The sequence below is a fragment of the Tepidimonas alkaliphilus genome, assembly GCF_007556595.1.
GTDB classification, from domain to species: domain Bacteria; phylum Pseudomonadota; class Gammaproteobacteria; order Burkholderiales; family Burkholderiaceae_C; genus Tepidimonas; species Tepidimonas alkaliphila.
Genome location: NZ_VJNB01000007.1, coordinates 115,508 through 131,999, shown reverse-complemented (window position 1 = coordinate 131,999; position 16,492 = coordinate 115,508). Strand labels below are relative to the sequence as shown.

At 70.8% G+C, this 16,492-nt stretch carries 17 protein-coding genes and 3 tRNA genes; 4 read left to right on the top strand and 16 right to left on the bottom strand.

All coding sequences use genetic code 11. The features are described 5' to 3' along the window. The 10 genes from Talka_RS08065 to trpE all read right to left on the bottom strand — a co-directional run. A partial coding sequence (locus tag Talka_RS08065; RefSeq protein WP_246100617.1) for a GTP-binding protein occupies window positions 1-166 on the bottom strand: 166 nt, incomplete at its 3' end. 72 nt (window positions 167-238) lie between these two features. Beyond that, a tRNA-Thr gene (locus tag Talka_RS08060) sits at window positions 239-313 on the bottom strand. A 63-nt stretch (window positions 314-376) separates the two neighbouring features. Continuing rightward, window positions 377-450, bottom strand: a tRNA-Gly gene (locus tag Talka_RS08055). Between the two features lie 69 nt (window positions 451-519). After that, window positions 520-605 (bottom strand) — tRNA-Tyr (locus Talka_RS08050). 15 nt (window positions 606-620) lie between these two features. Beyond that, complete coding sequence (locus Talka_RS08045; RefSeq protein ID WP_143890599.1) at window positions 621-1,199, bottom strand: hypothetical protein; 579 nt, start codon at window positions 1,197-1,199, stop codon at window positions 621-623. Continuing rightward, window positions 1,196-1,996 (bottom strand): indole-3-glycerol phosphate synthase TrpC, encoded by an 801-nt coding sequence (gene trpC / locus Talka_RS08040; protein ID WP_143890598.1) that lies wholly within the window; start codon window positions 1,994-1,996, stop codon window positions 1,196-1,198. Before trpC ends, Talka_RS08045 begins: the two co-directional genes overlap by 4 nt. Next, window positions 1,993-3,048 (bottom strand): anthranilate phosphoribosyltransferase, encoded by a 1,056-nt coding sequence (gene trpD / locus Talka_RS08035; RefSeq protein WP_143890597.1) that lies wholly within the window; start codon window positions 3,046-3,048, stop codon window positions 1,993-1,995. Before trpD ends, trpC begins: the two co-directional genes overlap by 4 nt. 37 nt (window positions 3,049-3,085) lie before the next feature. After that, window positions 3,086-3,655 carry an anthranilate synthase component II gene (locus Talka_RS08030; protein WP_143890596.1) on the bottom strand — a complete coding sequence of 190 codons (570 nt, stop codon included), beginning with the start codon at window positions 3,653-3,655 and terminating at the stop codon, window positions 3,086-3,088. Continuing rightward, window positions 3,652-3,993 carry a chorismate mutase gene (locus Talka_RS08025; protein ID WP_246100623.1) on the bottom strand — a complete coding sequence of 114 codons (342 nt, stop codon included), beginning with the start codon at window positions 3,991-3,993 and terminating at the stop codon, window positions 3,652-3,654. Before Talka_RS08025 ends, Talka_RS08030 begins: the two co-directional genes overlap by 4 nt. Beyond that, window positions 3,990-5,510, bottom strand: a complete 1,521-nt coding sequence (trpE, locus tag Talka_RS08020) for an anthranilate synthase component I (protein WP_143890595.1) — start codon at window positions 5,508-5,510, stop codon at window positions 3,990-3,992. The genes Talka_RS08025 and trpE overlap by 4 nt, the downstream gene beginning before the upstream one ends. A 268-nt stretch (window positions 5,511-5,778) precedes the next feature. Between trpE and uvrA the strand changes: the two genes are divergently transcribed. The 3 genes from uvrA (at window position 5,779) to Talka_RS08005 (ending at window position 11,729) form a co-directional block, all read left to right on the top strand. After that, on the top strand, window positions 5,779-8,691 hold the full coding sequence (uvrA, locus tag Talka_RS08015) for an excinuclease ABC subunit UvrA (protein ID WP_143890594.1): 2,913 nt from the start codon (window positions 5,779-5,781) through the stop codon (window positions 8,689-8,691). A gap of 102 nt (window positions 8,692-8,793) precedes the next feature. Continuing rightward, window positions 8,794-10,200: a glutathione-disulfide reductase gene (gene gorA, locus Talka_RS08010; RefSeq protein WP_143890593.1), complete on the top strand. Its 1,407-nt coding sequence runs from the start codon at window positions 8,794-8,796 to the stop codon at window positions 10,198-10,200. A gap of 8 nt (window positions 10,201-10,208) precedes the next feature. Next, window positions 10,209-11,729, top strand: coding sequence for an AMP nucleosidase (locus Talka_RS08005; RefSeq protein ID WP_143890611.1), 1,521 nt, complete (start codon window positions 10,209-10,211; stop codon window positions 11,727-11,729). Between the two features lie 18 nt (window positions 11,730-11,747). Here the strand turns inward: Talka_RS08005 and asd are convergent, their stop codons facing one another. From asd to Talka_RS07975, 6 genes are all read right to left on the bottom strand, one after another. After that, a complete protein-coding gene (asd, locus tag Talka_RS08000; RefSeq protein WP_143890610.1) occupies window positions 11,748-12,611 on the bottom strand; it encodes an archaetidylserine decarboxylase in 864 nt (287 codons plus the stop codon). Window positions 12,612-12,650: 39 nt separating this feature from the next. Beyond that, a complete protein-coding gene (locus Talka_RS07995; RefSeq protein ID WP_143890592.1) occupies window positions 12,651-13,913 on the bottom strand; it encodes a glycosyltransferase family 4 protein in 1,263 nt (420 codons plus the stop codon). Beyond that, the gene (locus Talka_RS07990) at window positions 13,910-14,338 is read right to left on the bottom strand and encodes a type II toxin-antitoxin system VapC family toxin (RefSeq protein ID WP_143890591.1); all 429 of its coding nucleotides are present in this window, start codon (window positions 14,336-14,338) and stop codon (window positions 13,910-13,912) included. The genes Talka_RS07995 and Talka_RS07990 overlap by 4 nt, the downstream gene beginning before the upstream one ends. Beyond that, complete coding sequence (locus Talka_RS12105; RefSeq protein ID WP_143890590.1) at window positions 14,335-14,583, bottom strand: FitA-like ribbon-helix-helix domain-containing protein; 249 nt, start codon at window positions 14,581-14,583, stop codon at window positions 14,335-14,337. Before Talka_RS12105 ends, Talka_RS07990 begins: the two co-directional genes overlap by 4 nt. A 210-nt stretch (window positions 14,584-14,793) precedes the next feature. Next, a complete protein-coding gene (locus Talka_RS07980) occupies window positions 14,794-15,210 on the bottom strand; it encodes a PIN domain-containing protein (RefSeq protein ID WP_143890589.1) in 417 nt (138 codons plus the stop codon). Continuing rightward, on the bottom strand, window positions 15,197-15,427 hold the full coding sequence (locus Talka_RS07975; RefSeq protein WP_143890588.1) for an AbrB/MazE/SpoVT family DNA-binding domain-containing protein: 231 nt from the start codon (window positions 15,425-15,427) through the stop codon (window positions 15,197-15,199). Before Talka_RS07975 ends, Talka_RS07980 begins: the two co-directional genes overlap by 14 nt. Window positions 15,428-15,556: 129 nt before the next feature. Between Talka_RS07975 and Talka_RS07970 the strand changes: the two genes are divergently transcribed. Beyond that, on the top strand, window positions 15,557-16,492 hold the full coding sequence (locus Talka_RS07970; RefSeq protein ID WP_143890587.1) for an ATP-binding cassette domain-containing protein: 936 nt from the start codon (window positions 15,557-15,559) through the stop codon (window positions 16,490-16,492).

The window sequence follows — 16,492 nt, the reverse complement described above, 5'->3', positions numbered from 1 at the left end:
CCTCCGGCGCCGCATCAATCTCGTCATACTTCTTGGCCTGCCCACCATACTTGGCCGCCAGCACCGTCGTGATCGCCGCCGTCAGCGTCGTCTTGCCATGGTCCACGTGCCCAATCGTGCCCACATTGACGTGCGGCTTGGTCCGCTCGAATTTTTCCTTTGCCATGCTTGCAGCTCCGAATGGATGTTTGCCGAACTCACTCACACGCCCCAGCGCGGGGCTGCATTACCTTGTGCATGGTGCCCATGGGCAGGATCGAACTGCCGACCTCTCCCTTACCAAGGGAGTGCTCTACCACTGAGCCACATGGGCCTGCCGCCGCCCGCAAGCGGCCGCAAAAAACGGTCCGCACAACCAACCACCGGCGCGCCGCACTGGAGCGGGAGACGGGAATCGAACCCGCGTCATCAGCTTGGAAGGCTGAGGTTCTACCATTGAACTACTCCCGCGCCGAAGCCCGTCGGACGCAGACGCGGGCCAGCATAAGCCTTCAGTCTTGCCAACACAACCGGTTTCGCTGGTGGAGGGGGTTGGATTCGAACCAACGTAGGCGTAAGCCAACAGATTTACAGTCTGCCCCCTTTAACCACTCGGGCACCCCTCCGGCGAGAGCTCTGCATTATGCCATGTTTTCACGCGATTTCGCGGCGGCGTCGAATTGGCGCAACACCGACGCGCACCACAGCTCGAGGCGCGCCGCGCTGTCGGCGGCGGCGCGGATGCCATTGATGCTGCGCTGGCTCAAGTGCCGCTCGCACGCCAGCGCGGCGCCGCCCAAGCGCCCCTGAGCCTGCAGCGCGCGCACCGCCGCATGCGCCTGCGCGCCGCACGCCACCACCCAGCGCAAGCCAGCCAGCTCCGCGGCCAGCCGTGCGAGGTTGTCCGGCGCCAGCACCTCTTCCACGGCGGGCACCGAACGACCCGTCAGCGCCGGGTATTCCACCTGCGGCCACGCATTGGTGACGACATAGTCGGCCCGGTGCGGCGAAGGAAAGCGCCGCGGATCACGCTGGTGCAGCACCAACAGCACGCGCGCGAGGTTGGCACCCGTGCCGGCGGCGCACGGGTAGCCGCGCTGCACCTCGAAGCGGCCCGGGCAGATGAAGACGAAGCCGGTGACGGCGCCGGGACAGGGCTGGTAATGCGGCGTGAGGCCAGGCGCCGTCATCCACGACGCCGCGGGCGCCTGAGCGCTCATGCGCCGAACAGCGCGGCCAGCGCCGCGCCGGGGTCGTCGGCGCGCATGAACGCCTCGCCGACCAGAAAGGCCGGCACGCCGGCGTCGCGCAGGCGACGCACGTCGTCGCGCGAGGCAATCCCGCTTTCGGCCACCAGCAGCCGCCCCGGCTCCAGCCGCGGCAGCAGGTTCAGCGTCGTCTGCAGCGAGACCTGGAAGGTGCGCAGGTCGCGGTTGTTGACGCCGATGAGCGGCGTGCGCAGACGCTGCGCGCGCTCCAGCTCCGCGGCGTCGTGCACCTCCACCAGCACCGCCATGCCGAGTTCCTGTGCGATGGCCTCGAAGTCGGCCATCTGCGCGTCGTCGAGGCAGGCCGCGATCAGCAGGATGGCGTCCGCCCCGAGCGCGCGCGCCTCCCACACCTGGTAGGGATCGACGAGGAAGTCCTTGCGCAGCGCCGGCAGCGACGCCGCCGCGCGCGCCTGGCGCAGGTAATCGGGGTGGCCCTGGAAAAACCGCACGTCGGTCAGCACCGACAGGCAGGCCGCGCCGTGGCGCGCGTAGCTGGCGGCGATCGCCGCCGGGTCGAAGTCGGCGCGCAGCACGCCCTTGGAGGGGCTGGCCTTCTTGGCCTCGGCGATGACGGCGGGGCGCCCGGCAGCCTGCGCGGCGCGCAGCGCGCCGGCAAAGTCGCGCGGCGGGTCGTCGCGCCGGCTCGCTTCAGCCTGCGCGCGCACGGCGGAAAGCGGCGCGCGCGCCGCCGCGGCGGCCACCTCCTCGCGCTTGGTGGCGCAGATGCGCTGCAGGATGTCGCTCATGCGGCAGCCTCCGCAGCGAGCCGGTGCGTGACGGCAACGAACTGCTCGAGCTTAGCCTTGGCCGCGCCGCTGGCCAGCGCCGCGCGGGCGCGCGCGATGCCGGCCTCGATCGAATCGACGACGTCGGCGGCGTAGAGCGCCACGCCGGCGTTGAAGACGACGATGTCGGCCGCCGGCCCCGGCTCGCCGTCCAGCACCGCCAGCAGCTTGGCGCGCGATTCCTCCGGCGTGGCCACCTGAAGGCTGCGCTGGCCGGCCATCGCCAGGCCGTAGTCCTCCGGATGGATGTCGTACTCGAGGATCTGGCCGTCCTTGAGCTCGCCGACCATCGTGGCCGCCCCGAGGCTGACCTCGTCGAGCCCGTCCTTGCCCCACACCACCAGCGCGTGGCGCGCGCCCAGGCGCTGCAGCACGCGCACCTGGATGCCGACCAGATCCGGGTGGAACACGCCCATCAGGATGTTGGGGGCACCGGCCGGGTTGGTCAGCGGCCCGAGGATGTTGAAGATGGTCTTGACGCCCATCTCGCGCCGGATCGGGGCGACGTTCTTCATCGCCGGGTGGTGGTTCGGCGCGAACATGAAGCCGATGCCGACCTCGCGGATGCACTGGGCGATCGCCGCCGGCGCCAGGTTGATGTTGACGCCCAGGCTTTCCAGCACGTCGGCGCTGCCGGACTTGCTGCTGACGCTGCGCCCGCCGTGCTTGCTGACGCGCGCACCGGCCGCCGCGGCGACGAACATCGCGCAGGTGGAGATGTTGAAGGTGTGCGCGCCGTCGCCGCCGGTGCCGACGATGTCCACCAGGTGCGTCGGATCGTCGACCGGCACCTTGGTGGCGAACTCGCGCATCACCTGCGCGGCAGCGGTGATCTCGCCGATGGTCTCCTTCTTGACGCGCAGGCCGGTGAGGAGGGCCGCGGTCATCAGCGGCGAGATCTCCCCGCTCATGATCAGCCGCATCAGGTGCAGCATCTCGTCGTGGAAGATCTCGCGGTGCTCGATGACGCGCTGCAGCGCCTCCTGCGGGGTGAGGGTGTGGGGATGCGGCATCGTGGCTCTCCTGAAGGGGCCTCGGACGGGTGCGGTCTCAGGGGGTCTGCAGGAAGTTGCGCAACAGGGCGTGGCCGTGCTCGGTCAGGATGCTCTCCGGGTGGAACTGCACCCCCTGCACCGGCAGCTCGCGGTGGCGCACGCCCATGATCTCGCCGTCGTCACACCAGGCGGTGATGACGAGTTCAGGCGGCAGCGTGGCGCGCTCGATGGCCAGCGAGTGGTAGCGGTTGACGGTGAATTGGCGCGGCAGGCCGGCGAACACCCCCTCCTGCGTGGTGGTAATGAGGCTGGTCTTGCCGTGCATCAGCTCGCGCGCGCGCACGATGCGAGCACCGAAGGCCGCGCCGATGCTCTGGTGCCCCAGGCACACGCCCAGGATCGGCACCTGGCCGGCGAAGCGGCGGATCGCCGCCACCGAGATGCCGGCCTCCGCGGGGGAACACGGCCCCGGCGAGATCAGCAGCCGATCCGGCGCGCGCGCCGCCATCCCCTCCAGCGTGATCTCGTCGTTGCGGAACACCTCCACCTCGGCGCCCAGCTCGCCCAGATACTGCACCAGGTTGTAAGTGAACGAATCGTAGTTGTCGATCACCAGCACCTTCATGGCCGCAGCTCCTGAGGCAGCTTGGCGTCGAAGCAGCGCAGCTCATAGGCGATGCAGCGCTCGATCAGCTCGCGATACACGTCGATGAGCACCTCCATTTCCAGTGCCGTCATACCGGGCTGGGCCTGGGCGTGGCGCTGCACCTGTTCCAGCACCTGCTGAATGCGAGCCTCGTCGCGCACCAGCTCACGCCGCGGCTTGAGGCGAGCGGCCTCGCGCATGCACTGCAAGCGCCGCGCCAGCAGTGGCACGAGCTGGGCATCCAGCGCATCGACGCGCCGGCGCACTTCGGCCATGTCGGCGCATGGCCCCCAGTCCAATGCGGCGTCGGCGCTCACAGTCCACCCTCCTCAACCCACTGCGCCGCGCGCAGCAACGCCTGGGCCTTGTGCTCGGTTTCCTGCCATTCCGAGGCAGGCGCCGAGTCGGCCACCACACCCGCAGCCGCCTGCACGTAGAGCGTGCCATCCAGCACGACGCCGGTGCGAATCGCGATGGCCAAGTCCATCTCGCCGCCCCAGCTCAGGTAGCCCACCGCCCCCCCGTAAATGCCGCGCTTGACCGGCTCCAGCCGGTCGATCAGCTCCATGGCGTGCACCTTGGGCGCGCCGGTGAGCGTGCCGGCCGGGAAGGTGGCGCGCAGCACGTCCATGCTGGTCAGGCCCGGGCGCAGCAGCCCCTCGACATTGCTGACGATGTGCATGACGTGGCTGTAGCGCTCCACTGCAAACGCCTCGGTCACCTTGACGGTGCCGATCTGGGCGATGCGGCCGATGTCGTTGCGCGCCAGATCGATCAGCATCACATGCTCGGCGCGCTCCTTTGGGTCGGCCAGCAGCTCGCGCTCGGCGGCCTTGTCCTGCTCGGGCGTGGCGCCGCGCGGACGGGTACCGGCCAACGGACGGATCGTCACCTTGACGCCCTCCGCGACGCGCTCTTGCCGCACCAGGATCTCTGGCGACGCCCCGATCACGTGCAGGTCGCGCCCCGGCTGCGCCGCCCCGCTGAGGTTGTAGTAATACATGTAGGGGCTGGGATTGAGCGAACGCAGCGCGCGGTAAAGCGCCAGCGGGCTGTGCGCAAAGGCTTTGTGCAGCCGCTGTCCGATGACGATTTGCATGAAATCGCCCTGCTGGATCAGCCGCTTGGCTTCTTCCACAGCGGCCATGAAATCCTCGGGCGTGCGCTCGCGCTGCACCGGCTGCACCGCCGAGGGCGCCACAGCGGGCGCCCGAGCAGGTTCGTGCAAGCGCGCCCGCAACTCCTGCAAGCGCTGGCGCGCCGCCGCATACGCCTGCGGCTGCGCGGGATCGGCGTACACGATCAGGTAGAGCCGACCGGCCACGTTGTCGATGACGGCCAGCTCTTCGGTTTGCAGCAGCAGAATATCGGGCAAGCCCAGCGGATCCGGCGGGCAGCTGGCTTGCAGCTTGCGCTCGATGTGGCGCACCGTGTCGTACCCGAAGTAACCCGCCAGCCCGCCACAGAAGCGCGGCATGCCCGCCGGCAACGCCACCCGCGCGCGCCGCAGGTAAGCGTCGATGGCATCCAGCGGGTTGCCGGCCAGCGTTTCCGCCACCACACCATCGCGCACGACCTCGGTGCGCGCCTGCGCGCCCCATCCGCTGGCGCGCAGCCACGTGCGCGCCGGCAAGCCAATGAAGCTGTAGCGGCCAAAGCGCTCGCCGCCGACCACGGACTCCAACAAAAAACTGTTGCGTCCGCCGCTGTCGGCGTGCGCCAACTTCAAGTAAAGCGACAGCGGCGTCTCCAGGTCGGCCCATGCTTCCAGCACCAGAGGAATGCGGCCAAAACCCTCGGAGGCAAGTCGGTCAAATTCCTGTTCAGTGATCACGGCATCGTGGTTCGACTGGGCTGGCCGGCGCGCCCCGCAGGCCCCGGGCCAGGGTGGCCAACCGCGCCGACGACCACCGCGATCGCGGCGTGCCGGCTCGTTGGCCTGCCGGGTTTGGGCATGCTCAAAGCCGTCGGCAACCCCGAAGCAGCACAGTTTGAAGCCGCCTGTCCGCCCAAGCAGCGGCAGCTTCTGCGGTTGCAGTGTAACAAAGCCGACCCTCGCCCCAGCCATTGGCTAGGATTGTTGTTTTGGCCCCTTGGCGACGATGCCGCCCAGCGATCCCGTGAACCGCCCTTGCTGCAGCCCCAACCCGCGCCTGCTGCGCGTGCGCGGCGCGCGCACGCACAATTTGCGCAACCTCGACCTGGACATCCCCAAAGACGCCCTGGTGGTCATCACCGGGCCGTCCGGATCGGGCAAATCCAGCCTGGCGTTTGACACGCTCTACGCCGAGGGGCAGCGCCGTTACATGGAGAGTCTGTCCGCCTACACGCGGCAGTTTTTGCAGCAGCTACCCAAACCCGACGTGGATGCCATCGAGGGCTTGAGCCCGGCCATCGCCGTGGAGCAAAAGGCCGTCAGCCCCAACCCGCGCTCCACCGTGGGCACGGTCACCGAGATCCACGACTACTTGCGCTTGCTGTGGGCGCGGGTCGGCGTGCCGCACTGCCCCGAGCACGATGTGCCGCTGAAGGCGCAAACCGTGCCGCAGATGGTCGATGCCGTGCTGGCTTGGCCGCCCGAGACGCGCGTGCTGCTGCTGGCGCCGCTGCCAGCGGGGAATGCCGCCGCGACACTGCGCGCGCTGCAAGGCCGGGGCTTCGTGCGCGTCCGCCTCGACGGCCAGGTGCTGGAGACTGAAGCCGCGTTGGCGCGCGCCGAGGCAGCGCAACGCCTGGAGGCGGTGGTCGATCGGCTCAAAGTGCGCCCCGAAGCGCGCCAGCGCCTGCACGACAGCCTGGAGGTGGCGCTGGCGCTCAGCGACGGCAGCGCGCTGGCGGTGGACCTCGATCGAGGCCACGAACAGCCGCTGCATGCCCGCCCGGTGTGTCCGCATTGCGGCTACACGGCCCCGGAGCTGGAGCCGCGGCTGTTTTCGTTCAACGCACCCCAAGGCGCCTGCCCCGCCTGCAACGGGCTGGGCATCGTCGAAGCGTTCGATGTGGCGCGGGTGGTGGCGTTTCCCGAGCTGAGCGTGGCCGGCGGCGCCATCTACGGCTGGGATCGGCGCAACCCCCAGACGATGGCCCTCATCCAAAGCCTGGCGGCGCACTACGGCTTTGACCCCGAAACGCCGTGGCAGGAGTTGCCGCCAGCGGTGCGCGAGGCGCTGCTGCACGGCAGCGGGGAGGAACCCATCGCCTTCACTTACCTCAGCGACCGTGGTCAGCGCGTGGTGCAGCGCCATCCGTTTGAGGGCGTGCTGCCCAATCTGCAGCGGCGCTGGCAGCGCACCGACAGCCCCGCGGTGCGGGAAGAATTGGCGCGCCTGCGCACGCGGCAGCCGTGCCCGGCGTGCCAGGGCGCGCGGCTGCGCCCCGAAGCGCGCGCGGTCTTCGTCGGCGCCGGCGCCCAGCGCCGAACGCTGCCGCAAGTGGAAGCCATGACGCTGGCCGACGCGCTGGCCTGGTTCGAGGCTGTGCAGCTGGACGGCATGCAGGCGCGCATCGCCGCGCCGCTTTTGGCCGAAATCCGCAGCCGGCTGTGCTTTCTCCATGACGTGGGGCTGCCCTACCTGACGTTGAACCGCCGCGCGGAGACCTTGTCCGGCGGCGAAGCGCAGCGCATTCGCCTGGCCAGCCAAATCGGCTCGGGCTTAAGTGGCGTCCTGTATGTGCTGGATGAGCCCAGCATCGGCCTGCATCCGCGCGACAACGACCGCCTGATCGCCACCCTGCAACGCTTGCGCGATCGCGGCAACACGGTGATCGTCGTCGAGCACGACGAAGACATGATGCGCGCCGCCGACCACCTGATCGACCTGGGCCCGGGCGCCGGCGAGCATGGGGGGCGCCTGATGGCGCAAGGGCACTGGACCGAGGTGGCGGCGCAGCCGGACTCGCCCACCGGCGCGTTCTTGAGCGGGCGGCGTCGCATCGCGCCGCCCGGCCCGCGTCGCCCCTGGCCCGGCCAAGCGGTGTTGCGGCTGCGCGGGGCGCGCGGGCACAACCTGCGTGGCGTGGATGTCGAAGTGCCCATAGGGCTGCTGACCTGCGTCACCGGGGTCAGCGGCTCGGGCAAATCAACGCTGGTCAACGACACGCTGCTGCGCGCGGTGCAGCGCCACCTGCACGGCAGCGGCCCAGCGCCTGAGCCGTTTGATGCGCTGGAGGGGCTGGAGCACTTCGACAAGGTGATCGCAGTCGATCAAAGCCCCATCGGGCGCACGCCGCGCTCCAACCCGGCCACCTACACCGGCGTGTTCACGCTGATCCGCGAGCTGCTGGCGCAGACGCCGGCGGCGCGCGAGCGCGGCTGGGGCCCGGGGCGTTTTTCCTTCAACGTGCCCGGGGGCCGCTGCGAAGCGTGCCAGGGCGAGGGCATGGTGCGAGTGCCCATGCATTTTTTGCCCGATGTCGAGGCGCCCTGCGAGGTCTGCGGCGGCACGCGCTTTCACCGCGAAACGCTGGAGGTGCGCTACAAGGGCCGCCACATCGCGGAAATGCTGGACATGACGGTGGATCAGGCGCACGCCTTCTTCGCCTCGGTGCCGGCCCTGCAGCGCAAGCTGCAAACGCTGCAAGAGGTTGGGCTGGGCTACTTGCGCTTGGGCCAAAGCGCCACCACCCTGTCGGGCGGCGAAGCGCAGCGCTTGAAGCTCGCGCACGAGCTGGCCAAACGCGACACCGGCCGCACGCTCTACGTGCTGGATGAGCCCACCACCGGGCTGCACTTCGTCGATATCGAACTGCTGCTGAAGGCGCTGCTGCGGCTGCGCGATCTGGGCAACACCATCGTGGTCATCGAACACCATCTGGACGTCATTCGATGCGCCGACTGGGTCATCGACCTCGGCCCCGAGGGAGGCGCAGGCGGCGGAACGGTGGTGGCCTGCGGCGCGCCCGAAGCCATCGCCGCCCATCCGGACAGCCTCACGGGACGCTACCTGGCGCGCGCGCTCAACCCCCAGCAAGACGAAAAACCTGCGCCGTGCCGCGCCGCGCGCCAGCTGGCATGATTGGCCTTTGGACGAGCAGCCGCCTGCGGCTGATGCCTAGCCTCGACGGCTGGCCGGGGCGCGCTCAGAAGCCCGACGCCAACTTTTTGACGACGCATCTCGATGAGCGGTTTTGACTTCGATCTCTTTGTCATTGGCGGCGGCAGCGGCGGCGTGCGCGCCGCGCGCATGGCGGCGCAGCGCGGCGCGCGCGTGGCGTTGGCCGAAGCCCAGGGACGCAGCGGGCTGGGCGGCACCTGCGTCAACGTCGGCTGCATCCCGAAGAAGCTCTACCACTACGCCGCGCACTACGCCGAGGCGGCCGAGGAGGCGCGCGGCTACGGCTGGCACGGCCCGGCGCCGGCGCTGGACTGGGGCGAGCTCAAGCGCCGCCGCGCCGCCGAGATCGCGCGCCTGAACGGCGTCTATGAGACGCTGCTGCGCAACGCCGGCGTGACGCTGCTGGACGGCTGGGCGCGGCTGCTCGACGCCCACACCGTGCAGCTGGCCACGCTCCACGCCGACGGCAGCCCCGCGCATCAGACCTGGCGCGCCGAGCGCATCCTGATCGCCACCGGCGGCGCCCCCTACGTGCCGCACTTCCAGGGGCGCGAGCATGTGATCACCTCCAACGAGGTGTTCGACCTGGAGCCGCTGCCGGCGCGCCTGGTGGTGGTCGGCGGCGGCTACATCGCCTGCGAGTTCGCCTCGATCTTCCTCGGCCTGGGCGTGCGCGTGACGCAGCTCTACCGCGGCGAGCAGATCCTGCGCGGCTTCGACGACGAGGTGCGCCACTTCCTGGCCGACGAGCTGCGCAAGAAGGGGCTGGACCTGCGCCTGCAGACCGGCGTGGTGGCGGTGCAGCGGCGCGACGACGGCCTGCACGTGCAGCTGGAGGATGGCGGCCACGTGGTGGCCGACGCGGTGCTCTACGCCACCGGGCGCGTGCCCAACGTCGCCGGGCTGGGGCTGGAGCAGCTGGGTGTGGCGCAGGGCGCGCAAGGGGCCATCCTCGTCGATGAGCACTTCCGCACCAACGTGCCCAGCGTCTATGCGGTGGGCGACGTGGTGGCGCGCGCGCAGCTGACGCCCGTGGCGCTGGCGGAGGCGATGGCGGTGGTCGATCACCTGTTCGGCCCGCCCGCCGGCGCAGCGCCGCGGCAGGCACGCTACGACCTGATCCCGACCGCGGTCTTCACGCTGCCCAGCGTCGGCGCCGTGGGCCTGACGGAAGCGCAGGCGCGCCAGCAGGGCCGGCGGCTGCGCATCTACCGCAGCGCCTTCCGTCCGCTGCGCCACACGCTGTCGGGCCGCGACGAGCGCGCACTGGTCAAGCTGGTGGTCGATGACGCCAGCGACCAGGTGCTGGGCCTGCACATGGTCGGCCCGGAAGCCGGCGAGATCGTGCAGGGCTTCGCGGTGGCGCTGCGCTGCGGCGCCACCAAGGCGCAGTTCGACGCCACGCTGGGCATCCACCCGACGCTGGCGGAAGAGTTCGTCACGCTGCGCGAGCCGGCCTCGGTGGGATGAGGTGCATGATGACGCCCGTGCACACGCCCGCATTCGTCGCGCCGCAGCGCTTCACCGACCCCGACGCGGCAGTGGCGCACGCCGCGCGCCTCTATGAGGCCGCCGTGCAGCACCTGCGCGCGGCGCTGCACGACTACCTGCGCCAGCCGCTGCAGGCCGATGCGGCCCTCCCGCGCGTGCGCGCCTGCTACCCGGCGGTGCGGCTGCACGTGCCGCGGCCGCTGGATCCGCTGGCCGCCCGCGCGCGCCAGAGCCACGGCTTCGTCACCCGCGCCGGCCGCTACGAGACGACGCTGACGCGCCCGGATCTGTTCGCCGACTACTGGCGCGAGCAGTTCGCGCTGCTGCTGCAGCATCACGGCGAGCCGCTGGAGATCGCCATCAGCCACGAGCCGATCCCGCTGCACTTCGCGCTCGGCGAGGACAGCGCCTTCGAAGGCGAGCTCAGCGCCGTGCAGCGCGCGCGGCTCGGCGAGGTGTTCGACCTGCCGGATCTGACCGCCATGGACGATGCCATCGCCAACGGCCTGCACGTGGCGCGCGACGACGGGCCGCAGCCGCTGGCGCTGTTTCGCGCCGCGCGCATCGACTATTCGCTGGCCCGCCTGCGGCACTACAGCGGCACCGCGCCGGCGTGGTTCCAGAACTTCGTGCTGTTCACCAACTACGCTTTTTACGTTGACGAGTTCGTGCGCCTGGGGCTGGCGCAAATGCAACAGCCCGACAGCGAGTATGTCGCCTTCGTCGAGCCCGGCAACGTCGTCACCTGGCGCGCAGGGCTCAGCGCCGGGGAACGCGCGCGGCTCGCGGGCCCCGAGGGCTGCGCGCCGCCGCGCCTGCCGCAGATGCCGGCCTACCACCTGGTGCGCGCCGACCGCAGCGGCATCACGCTGGTCAACATCGGCGTGGGCCCCAGCAACGCCAAGACCGCCACCGACCACATCGCCGTGCTGCGCCCGCACGCCTGGCTGATGCTGGGGCACTGCGCCGGCCTGCGCCACAGCCAGCAGCTGGGCGACTACGTGCTGGCGCACGCCTACGTGCGCGAGGACCACGTGCTGGACGAGGAGCTGCCGCTGTGGGTGCCGATCCCGGCGCTGGCGGAGGTGCAGCGCGCGCTGGAGGGCGCGGTGGCCGACGTCACGGGGCTGCAGGGCGCGGCGCTCAAGCGCGTGCTGCGCACCGGCACGGTGGCCAGCACCGACAACCGCAACTGGGAGCTGCTGCCCGGCGCGGTGGCGCAGCGGCGCCTGTCGCTGTCGCGCGCCATCGCGCTGGACATGGAGTCGGCCACCATCGCCGCCAACGGCTTTCGCTTCCGCGTGCCGTACGGCACGCTGCTGTGCGTCAGCGACAAGCCGCTGCACGGCGCCATCAAACTGCCCGGCATGGCCGACCGCTTCTACCGCGAGCGCGTCGATCAGCACCTGCGCATCGGCCTGCGCGCCATCGAGCGGCTGCGGCAGGCCGGCATCGACCAGCTGCACAGCCGCAAGCTGCGCAGCTTCGACGAAGTGGCGTTCCAGTGACCGCGCGGGGCGCGCCCGTCAGGACAACCAAGCCCCCATCGCCTCGCCCATGCGCACCGGGCGGCCTGGCGCCCAGTCCGGCGGCAGCCGCGCCACCCCGGCCGGCAGCAGCACGATGACCGTGGAGCCGAGCAAAAACCGCCCCATCTCCGCCCCCTGCGCCAGGGCGATCTCGCGGTCGTCGTAGTCCCAGCTGCGCACGACGCCCGGACGCGGCGGGTTGACGACGCCGTGCCACGCGGTGGCCACGCTGCCGACGATGGTGGCGCCCACCAACACCAGCGCGAACGCAAAGCGCCGCCCGTCGGGGCGCTGTCCCTCGAACAGGCACACCACCCGCTCGTTGCGCGCAAACAGCCCCGGCACCCCGCGCGCCGTCACCGGGTTGACCGAATACAGCGACCCCGGCACGTGCACCATGCGCTCGAGCCGCCCCGCGCACGGCATGTGGATGCGGTGGTAGTCGCGCGGGCTGAGATACAGCGTGGCGAACGTCCCGTCGGCAAACGCCGCCGCCCGCGCCGCATCGCCCCCCAGCAGCGCCGCCACCGTGTAGCCGTGCCCCTTGGCCTGCAGGATGCGGTCGCGCTCGATCGCGCCGCACTGGCTGATCGCGCCATCCACTGGGCACACGAGATCCGCCGCCGCCAGCGGCCGCGCGCCCGGGCGCAGCGCGCGCGTGAAGAAGTCGTTGAACGTCGCGTAGGCGGCCGGGTCGGGCTGCGCCGCCTCGCTCATGTCCACGCCGTAACGCGTGATGAAGCGGCGGATCGCCGCCTGCGTCACCGGCCCGAGCGGCCGGCGCGCCAGCGCCCCGGCCAGCTCGGTCAGCGCGCGCTTGGGCAGCGCATGTTGCAGCCAGACGGCTGCGCGGTCCTGCAAGGTCATCCGGCGATTATCGGCGGGGCGGGCGGAGCAGCTTCAACCCGCCAGCGCCTGCGCCCACGCCAGCTGCCGCGGCAGGCACCGGGTCTTGAGGTCGTAGTGTGCTTTCGCGAACGCCCGCGCGTTGGCCCCGAGCCGCGCGCGCTCGGCGGGGTCGTTCAGCAGCGCCGCGACCTCGCGCACCAGTGCCTCGGTGTCGAAGAACGGCGCCAGCCGCCCGGTCTCGCCATGCCGGATCGCCTCGTGCAGCGGCGCGGTGTCGCTGCCCACGATCGCGCAGCCCACGCTCATCGCCTCCAACAGGCTCCACGACAGCACGAACGGGTAAGTCAGATACACGTGGACGGTGGAGAGCTGCAGCAGCGGAATGAAATGCTGATACGGCAGGTTGCCGAGGAAATGCACCCGCGCCCAGTCCGCATCGGGAATCTGGGGCCGAACCTCCGCCGTGAAGATGTCGCGCCACGAACGCAGGCCGCCGTAGCGCTGCGGATCGGGCCGCGCGCCGTAAGAGACATCGTTGCCGCCGACGATCAGCACGCGCGCCGTCGGGCAGCGCTTGAGCAGCTCGGGCAGCGCCCGCATGAAGACATGAAAGCCCCGGTACGGCTCCAGATTGCGGTTCACAAACGTGATGACCGGGTCGGCGCGGGTCAGCGTGATCGCCTGGCCGCTGGCGGTATGGAGCGCGAGGCTCACCGCGGGGTTGGGTTGGAGCGCCTCGGTGTCGATGCCGTCGTGGATGACCGCGATCCGGTCGCGAAACGGTGCGGGAAAGGTGCTGGCCTGCCAGTGGGTGGGGCTGATGCCCGCGTCGGCCACGTCGAAGTGCAGCAGGTTGTTGAGGTTCTTCAGGCGCAGCCGCGCGGCTTCGGCCACGGGGTCGGGGCTGGCGAACTCCGGGTCGAAGCCCACATCCGCCCCTTGCGCGTGGTAGAAGAATTCGCAGTAGATGCCCAGCCGCGCCTGCGGCCAGACCTCCTTGAGAAAGAGGCTCTCGCCCCAGCCGGGATGGGCGAGGATCACGTCCGGGGCGAAGCCCTCGGCCTTCAGTTGCCGGGCGGCACGCAGGCAGGCTTCGCCGCGGATGACCTTGGTCTCGAAGTCCGCGACCCACGGGTGCACGTTCGGCGTCGTGCCGCGGCTGGCGGCATAGGGCACGAGCCGCACGCCTTGCCACTGCCGCGCCTCGGTCTTCTGCATCGTCATCGCCACCACCGTGTGGCCCTGCTGCGCCAAGGCGGGGGCCAGATGCTTGAACTGGCCGGGGAAGTTCTGGTGGATCAACAGGATTTTCATGCGCCAGCCTGCCAAGGGTTGATCACCGTCAGACCGGCGACCCCTTGAAAATCCGCCTCGTTGCGCGTGGCCCGTGTCAAGCCATGCTGCCGGGCGATGGCAGCGATCTGGGCGTCTTCGGTGCTGATCGGGCGCCCCGCGCGTGTGCGCTGCGCGACGATGGCCGCGTAGTGCAGCGCGGCCTGTTCGTCGAACGGCAGGCAGCGCCCGGCAAAGTCCTGGGTGAACAGGGCTTCGGCCGCCTGCGCCAGCGCGGCCTGGCGCCGCCCTGCCGGCATCAGCTCGAGGCCCAGCATGATTTCGGCCCGGCTGATGGCCAAACCCAGACCCGTTCGGGCGACTGGCAGTCCAGCTGAGGCCATCACCGTCTCGGAGGGCTGCGGCCGCATGACCTCCGACAGCACGTTGGTGTCGAGCAGGATCACGGTGCCGCATCCCAGTCCGGCGGCGTGCGCGGCAGCCGGCGCGCGGGCAGTGCGAAGTCGGCCTGGGCCACGCCGGCAAAGCGCTGCCGCAGCCGTCGCCCCAGCGGCTGGCTGGACGGCATACGCAGCAAGGCTTCCCGCAGGATGCGGCGCGCCTCCTCCATCGAGACGCCATGCTGCGCCGCGCGCAGGCGCAGCGACTGCTTGAGGGCTTCATCGACGTTGCGGATCGTCAGGGCGGCCATGGCGACAGCTCCGGGTGATGGCAATGGCAATGCCTGCATTGTAGGCAATGCCTGCCCTGAAGGCATTCGAGACGCCCGGAGACGGGCCGGTTCGGCTTCGGCGTGGTGACCCTCGCCGTCCGCTGCGCTGGCTACCACGGGGAAAGCTCTGCGACGGCTCGCTCGGTCAGGCCGGCGTGCTGACCCGGTACTGAACGCCCCGCATCCCGTTCACCCCCTGAAGGGATCGACCACCCGCAGCCGGCCGCCGAACCGCTGGCCGTGCTGCAGGTCCTCGGTCAGCAGGATGCTCGCCCCGCCGTGCAGCGCGCTGGCGACGATCAGTGCGTCGTACCACGGGCCGTGGCACGCCGCGAGGTCGAGCGCGAGGTCGAGCGCGAGGTCGTGGTCGGCCTCGGTCAGCGGCGCCACGCGGCAGCAGGCGCGCACGGCGGCCAGCCACGCCTGAATCTCCGCCCATGGCAGCGCCAGCTTGCGCCGCGCCACGGCGACTGCCTCGTTGAGCACCTGCACCGACACGATGCCGCCGGCGGCCACCAGGGCCTCGGCGATGTCGGCCTTGCGCGCGTCGGCCGACAGCAGATAGACGATGACCTTGGTGTCCAGGAACGCGTCAGGCGCGCTCATGGGCCTGCTCGCGGTCGAAGCGGAAGTCCGCCGGCACGCGACCCCGCAGGCACCGCAGCGCCCGCAGGGCGGCCGGCGCCTCGGCGGGGCGCACCGCCCAGCGGTCGCGCTGCAGCGCGACGATCTCGACCTCGTCGCCCTCCCGCAAGCCCAGCTCGCGCACGACGGCAGCCGGCAGGCGCACGGCCAGACTGTTGCCCCAGCGGGCGATTTGCATGACACTCTCCGCTCTTTCGCCGATGGATATACGTGCTTGCAAGTATATCTATCGAGAAATGAACCGGTAGATACCCCGGCGACACCGGCGTACCGGCGTGGGCACGCCCGCCACGGCACAATGCCCCCCATGACCGAGGCTTTGCTGCAGATCGACGGGCTGACCAAGCGCTATGGCGGGCGCGCCGTGGTGGACAATCTGTCGTTTGCGATCGAGCCGGGCGAGTGCGTCGGGCTGCTCGGGCCCAACGGGGCCGGCAAGACGACCACGCTGCGCATGGCGCTGGGGCAGGTGGCGCCGGACGCCGGGTCGGTGCGCGTCTTCGGCCTGCCGATGCCGCAGCAGGCGCGCGCGGTCAAGGCGCGGCTCGGCGTGGTGGCGCAGTTCGACACGCTGGACCCGGACTTCACCTGCGCCGAAAACCTGCTGGTCTATGGGCGCTACTTCGGCCTGCCGGACGCGCCGCTGCGCGCGCGCATCGGGCCGCTGCTGGACTTTGCGGCGCTTTCGCACAAGGCCGACGCGCGCCCCGGGGAGCTCTCCGGCGGCATGCGGCGGCGCCTGAGCCTGGCGCGCGCGCTCGTCAACGACCCGGCGCTGCTGCTGCTGGATGAGCCGACCACCGGGCTGGATCCGCAGGCGCGCCACCTGATGTGGGAGCGGCTGCAGCGCCTGCTGCAGCAGGGCAAGAGCATCCTGCTGACGACGCACTTCATGGACGAGGCCGAGCGGCTGTGCCACCGGCTGGTGATCGTGGACCACGGCCGGCGCATCGCCGAAGGCGCCCCGCGCGCGCTGATCGCGCAGCACGTGGAGCCGGAGGTGATCGAGCTCTATGGCGAGCAGGGCCAGCCGGACGTGGCCGCGCTGCTGGACGAGCAGGCGCGCGCGCTGGCCGGCCGCATCGAGACGCACGGCGAGACGACCTTCCTTTACACGCGCGACGCGCGCCCGCTGCTGGCGCGGCTGGCGGGCCGGCCGCGGCTGCGCCTGCTGCACCGACCGGCGAATCTGGAGGATTTGTTCCTGCGCCTGACCGGGCGGCAGATCCGCGCCGAAGGATGA

Coding starts and splice junctions, on each gene's coding strand:
- Talka_RS08045 (WP_143890599.1), bottom strand. CDS start 1,199: ATGAGCGCTCAGGCGCCCGCGGCGTCGTGGATGACGGCGCCTGGCCTC.
- trpC (WP_143890598.1), bottom strand. CDS start 1,996: ATGAGCGACATCCTGCAGCGCATCTGCGCCACCAAGCGCGAGGAGGTG.
- trpD (WP_143890597.1), bottom strand. CDS start 3,048: ATGCCGCATCCCCACACCCTCACCCCGCAGGAGGCGCTGCAGCGCGTC.
- Talka_RS08030 (WP_143890596.1), bottom strand. CDS start 3,655: ATGAAGGTGCTGGTGATCGACAACTACGATTCGTTCACTTACAACCTG.
- uvrA (WP_143890594.1), top strand. CDS start 5,779: ATGCCGCCCAGCGATCCCGTGAACCGCCCTTGCTGCAGCCCCAACCCG.
- gorA (WP_143890593.1), top strand. CDS start 8,794: ATGAGCGGTTTTGACTTCGATCTCTTTGTCATTGGCGGCGGCAGCGGC.
- Talka_RS08005 (WP_143890611.1), top strand. CDS start 10,209: ATGACGCCCGTGCACACGCCCGCATTCGTCGCGCCGCAGCGCTTCACC.
- Talka_RS07995 (WP_143890592.1), bottom strand. CDS start 13,913: ATGAAAATCCTGTTGATCCACCAGAACTTCCCCGGCCAGTTCAAGCAT.
- Talka_RS12105 (WP_143890590.1), bottom strand. CDS start 14,583: ATGGCCGCCCTGACGATCCGCAACGTCGATGAAGCCCTCAAGCAGTCG.
- Talka_RS07980 (WP_143890589.1), bottom strand. CDS start 15,210: ATGAGCGCGCCTGACGCGTTCCTGGACACCAAGGTCATCGTCTATCTG.
- Talka_RS07975 (WP_143890588.1), bottom strand. CDS start 15,427: ATGCAAATCGCCCGCTGGGGCAACAGTCTGGCCGTGCGCCTGCCGGCT.
- Talka_RS07970 (WP_143890587.1), top strand. CDS start 15,557: ATGACCGAGGCTTTGCTGCAGATCGACGGGCTGACCAAGCGCTATGGC.